General features: G+C 55.8%; 5 protein-coding genes. 4 read left to right on the top strand and 1 reads right to left on the bottom strand.

The window, feature by feature from the left end; all coding sequences use genetic code 11:
* Positions 1-292 (top strand): DUF2306 domain-containing protein (locus tag VMU57_RS09300; protein WP_325382705.1); only part of this gene is annotated, 292 nt, incomplete at its 5' end.
* A 48-nt stretch (positions 293-340) separates the two neighbouring features.
* On the opposite strand, the gene VMU57_RS09295 is transcribed toward VMU57_RS09300, so the two are convergent.
* Positions 341-1,009, bottom strand: a complete 669-nt coding sequence (locus tag VMU57_RS09295) for a hypothetical protein (protein ID WP_325382703.1) — start codon at positions 1,007-1,009, stop codon at positions 341-343.
* A gap of 396 nt (positions 1,010-1,405) precedes the next feature.
* Here VMU57_RS09295 and VMU57_RS09290 point away from each other — a divergent pair, with 396 nt between their 5' ends.
* The 3 genes from VMU57_RS09290 to VMU57_RS09280 all read left to right on the top strand — a co-directional run bounded on the left by VMU57_RS09290 (position 1,406) and on the right by VMU57_RS09280 (position 4,143).
* Positions 1,406-2,536: an NAD(P)/FAD-dependent oxidoreductase gene (locus tag VMU57_RS09290; RefSeq protein ID WP_325382701.1), complete on the top strand. Its 1,131-nt coding sequence runs from the start codon at positions 1,406-1,408 to the stop codon at positions 2,534-2,536.
* 51 nt (positions 2,537-2,587) lie between these two features.
* Entirely contained in the window at positions 2,588-3,151 is a 564-nt protein-coding gene (locus tag VMU57_RS09285) for a YceI family protein (RefSeq protein WP_325382699.1), read from the top strand.
* A gap of 191 nt (positions 3,152-3,342) precedes the next feature.
* Positions 3,343-4,143: a hypothetical protein gene (locus VMU57_RS09280; protein ID WP_325382697.1), complete on the top strand. Its 801-nt coding sequence runs from the start codon at positions 3,343-3,345 to the stop codon at positions 4,141-4,143.
* Positions 4,144-4,671: the final 528 nt, after the last annotated feature.

The following is a 4,671-nucleotide window of genomic DNA, read 5'->3' as shown; positions in this document are numbered from 1 at the left end:
CCCGGGTCTTCCTGGAACGTCCATGCAGGCTGCCGCCTGGATGGTCTGCACCGCTGCCGCCTTCATCACCGCGCGCAACCGCCAAATCGTCGCACACCGCCAATGGATGGCGCGCTCCTATGCCGTCACATTTACCTTCGTCTCCAGTCGTGTCCTCAATCTCTGGCCCCGTTACTGGGGCCACCTGGGAGACGTCTTGTCCGCTGTCGGGGTGATCGCTTTCACACTCGCCTCCCTGCTTATTGTCGAACTCGGCCTCAATTGGCATGAACTCACTACCCGTCGTGACTAATTGTGGGCAACGGGCTATGAGATTTTGAGATATTGGACCGCACATCTTCTATTTTCTGAAGCTGGTTCCCTCCAGCTCCGAGCTGACCACAGGCCCGTAACCATCGAGTTGCCCAACGGTCCTCACCACCGCGGGCTCATTACCCTCAAGTACCCAGACCATCACGTCTTTTGGCTGAAGCCCGATAAGCTGCGCGATGACGCCTACAATGCCGCCCAACTCAGGATGGATACGAAACACCGTTGCCTTAAGGTTCTGGCCCCCCATCTGAACCGGCTGCTCGCCCTCCGGCGAGATAAGGAGTCGAATCAGCCGCCCGCCGTCGACTGGCGCCAGCATCCCTACCCGAAATGGCGCTGTATTGCGGGGCACATTCAGAAGCAACGTTCCAACGAATCCATTCGCCAGGTCATCCGGCAGGCCCATGTGCTCGCTCTCGACATGCACCTTGCCGTTTTTGTCGACATTGCGACTGGTCACTATGCCGGTAGCGGCATCCACCGTAAAGTCGACCGGCTTCGCAAAGAACGGCCCTTTCTGTATGTGATGGGTGCGTATTAGCCGAAACGTGCCCTGCTGCGTGAAGGTTGTCGTCTCTTCATCAATCGACCCATCCACAAAGCGATAGGTCAGGTGCATCGTTACGTCATCGCCCTGCACGGTCTGCAAAAACTCAAACCGGGCAATGTTTTTTCCAGTCTCGGAGCGCGCTACCATAAACCCATGCTCCGGGACCTGGATATGTTTTACTGAAATTCGCTCTGCCGGCGCCGCGGCGACCAAAGTTATCGCCAAAAAAGCGGCTACAAAGAAATTGCTTCGCTCCATCAAATCCCTCGTCTTAACGATCAGCTTTATGAGATGCGAAATGCCCCACTACAAGAATGGACGTCTCGCATCTCATCTTTGAGACGTCTCTTATGTCCGGAAAGCACCTCCTCCAACCCTGTAATCTAAACAAAGATTCCGATAACCATCATCAACCAGCTCCTTGCTGGTTCCAAAATGACGATTTGTACAGAATGATGCGCCAAACCGCTTTCTGGACGTCTATTAGAAGTAAGGAATCCCGCTACAAATTGATTGAACATCCAGTGAAATAGGAGCAATGATTTGCAAGACGAAGTTCTGATCCTCGGTGGTGGAGTGGCAGGCTGTGCGGCTTCGATCGCACTCGCTCAAAAGGGACGAAGCGTCACGTTGATCGAACGCGAGCCCACACCGCGCCATAAGGTCTGTGGAGAGTTCCTAAGCGGCGAGGCCCTTGAGGATCTGCATGCGCTCGGCATCGACGTGGCCTCGCTTGGCGCGGTGCCGATTGATTACGTTCGCCTCGCTGCAGCCAGGCGCGCCGCGGAGGCTCCTCTGCCTTTTCCCGCGGCCTCGCTCACGCGCAAGGCGCTGGATACAGCGCTCATCGCCACAGCCATCACAGCGGGAGTCCACGTTAAGCGCGGCCACGGTGTGCAGTCGCTCAATCGCACAACCGCCAACCTCTGGCAGGCTACTCTCGACGACGGCACTACATACGAAGCTCCAACCGCTTTTCTGGCCACGGGCAAGCACGATATGCGCGGCCACGGTCGCCCGAAGGACCCGCACCAATGGGTCGCCTTCAAGATGTATTACCGACTGTCTGCCGCCCAGACCGCTGACCTGGCGGGTGCCTCCGAGTTGACACTCTATTCCGGAGGCTACGGTGGTATCCAACCGGTTGAAGACGGCATTACGAACTTCTGCTGTGTGGTGCAACGGCGGTATTTTGCACGTGCGGGTCTTCGCTGGCAGGGCCTCCTTGCGAAGATGCAGCAGGACTGTCCCCACCTCGCGATGCGGCTTGACGGCGCGGAACCGCTGCTCGACAAGCCGATCACCATCACTCATATCCCGTACGGTTACATCCGCCGCGCAACGGAGGATGGGCTCTACTGTATCGGCGACCAGGCAGCCGTCATCCCCTCGTTCACCGGCGATGGCATATCCATCGCTCTGCATACTGCACGCCGTGCTGCCGCTGCTTATCTTGCCGCGGAGCCAGCGCCGGTCTTTCAGCCAAAACTGCGCTCCGCAATGCTACCCCAGATGCGTCTTGCCGAGGTCGCCGCGGACGGCTTAAACAACGCACTCGCACGCGCTGTGCTGCCGTTCTGCCTCAGCGTCTGGCCCGGCGCGATGCGCGTAACGGCCAGACTCACGCGTGTCACCCAGCCCCCCGCTGTCGCTTCACAGGCAGTCGCCGGCTGAAAATTGAACCATCAAGAATGTTCGGTAGGCAAAACCCTCCAGGGAGATGGAATGAAATCCTTCGCAGTCTTAGCCCTCGCGGTCATACTCGCTCCAGCCGCTCTCGCCCAACATCAGACCTTCGCCGTCAACCCCGACGCCAGCGAGATCAAGATGACGCTCAACACAACCCACGAGGTCGTCAACGGCATGTTTCGCATTCAATCCGGATCGATTGAGTTTGACCGCAAGAATCCTAAGATGTCGGGTTCGGTGACTGTACTGGCCGGTAGCGGGAAGACCGGTAGCGACAGCCGCGATAAAAAGATGAATAAAGACATTCTCAAGGTGGACCAGTTCGCCTCCGTCTCGTTCGCGCCTAAAACGTACAACGGAACGATTGCTGCTTCAGGCGACTCGAGTATTCAGGTGAGAGGAGTCTTCACTTTGCTCGGCACCGCTCATGACCTGACAATTCCGATGCAGATACACATGGATGGATCGAAGGTAACAGCCAAGGGGCAATTCGTTGTTCCCTATGTTCAGTGGGGTCTCAAGAACCCGAGCTTCATGTTCTGGAAAGCTGAGAATGACGTTGCGATTGATCTCAATCTCGTCGGTCAGATCTCAAACTAAGTCATTAGGAAATCATCACCAGCGCAACTCCAAGAATAGAGTTTCCAGGCTGACTCCTGATTCTTGAGGTTCTGCGGGACAATAGGGGAGTAGTTGCTACGGGTTGTAAGTGTGGCGTCTAGATTCACGCCCTCTTAGACAGCTTCCAGTTCTGGGAAACGTTGGATCGAACAAGGAGGTTCTAGACAAGAATGAATATGCGTACGATTGGATTGGTCACTCTCTGTCTCATCTCAATGTCGACGCTGGTGGCTGCGCAAACCGATGAGATCCAGGTTTACGACGGAGCGATTGCGCCGCCGGGGATCTTCAACCTGATGATCCACAACAACTTCACGCCCAAGGGACGGACGGTGCCCGACTATCCCGGGGCAATCATCGCGAATCATTCGTATCAAGTCACTGCCGAATGGGCGTATGGCGTTACGCCGTGGTTCGAGCAGGGACTTTATATGCCTGTAACGTCGCCCTATTCTTCGAATGATGGCTCGACGATCAATGGCTTCAAGATTCGCGAACTATTCGCGCGACCCAACGCTCATGACCACACCTTCTTCTATGCAGCCAATTTTGAGTTCAGCGTCAATCACAGCTACTGGGAGTCCAGAACGATTACCTCCGAGATCAGGCCGATCGTTGGGCTGCACTTGCATCCATGGGATTTCATCTACAACCCGATTGTTGACACGGACTATACCGGGGGCCTTGGAAACCTGCAGTACAATCCCTCTGGGAGAGTGGCATACAACTTCAACGACAGGTGGGCCGTTGCCGCGGAAGAGTATGACGGTTTCGGCCCGCTGCACGGGTTCCTGCCACTTTCGAAGCAATTTCACGAGGTCTGGGCGACAACGGATTACTCAGGCAACAAGTTTCTCGGTCTGAGCGTCGAAAGCGGTGTCGGGTATGGTTTGACTGAGGCGTCGGACAAATGGACAATTAAGTTGATGTTGTCACGTAACCTCAACGTCCACCCATGGCGCCCAAAATAGAAAAGCCGGCATCACGGCGAAGGTCGTTTCGAGTGGATGGGCCGATTCCTAAATCATCCATATCTACCAGCGGCCACGGTGACCAGCAGCATATCTTTGTCGTCACCGACCTCAACACCTCTCCGAAGGGGTCTTTGGGGCTTATAGCTATTTCCGCTCGGGTGTAGGTTCCTTTTTGTTTATCATTCCCGAAGGGAATCTGCGTTTTGCTCGAACCACCAAAACTACATCTGGAGGAGAACCGCTCTAGCGGTGGAGGCTCAAGACGTTATTCCTGTTCAGATCTGAACGGGAGGCTGGTGTGTTGAAGTTGAGGCTAGCATGTGGGCGGTGGAAGTTGTAGTCGTGGAGCCAGACATCGAGTTGCTCTGTTCTGGAGTGCCGGGCTTGCTTTGTGCCAGTGACTAAGAGAGACACTGGCACAAGGAGAGCAAGATGGCACGAGGTAAGAAGCACACGGCGGAGCAGGTGGTGGACCTGCTGCGGCAGGTTGAGGTTGGCGTAGCGAACGGGAAGACGTTGCCGCAG

It is taken from the genome of Edaphobacter sp. (genome assembly GCF_035532915.1).
Taxonomy (GTDB): Bacteria; Acidobacteriota; Terriglobia; order Terriglobales; family Acidobacteriaceae; genus Edaphobacter.
The sequence above is the reverse complement of the archived record's forward strand: the minus strand, read 5'-3'. Positions and strand labels throughout refer to the sequence as shown.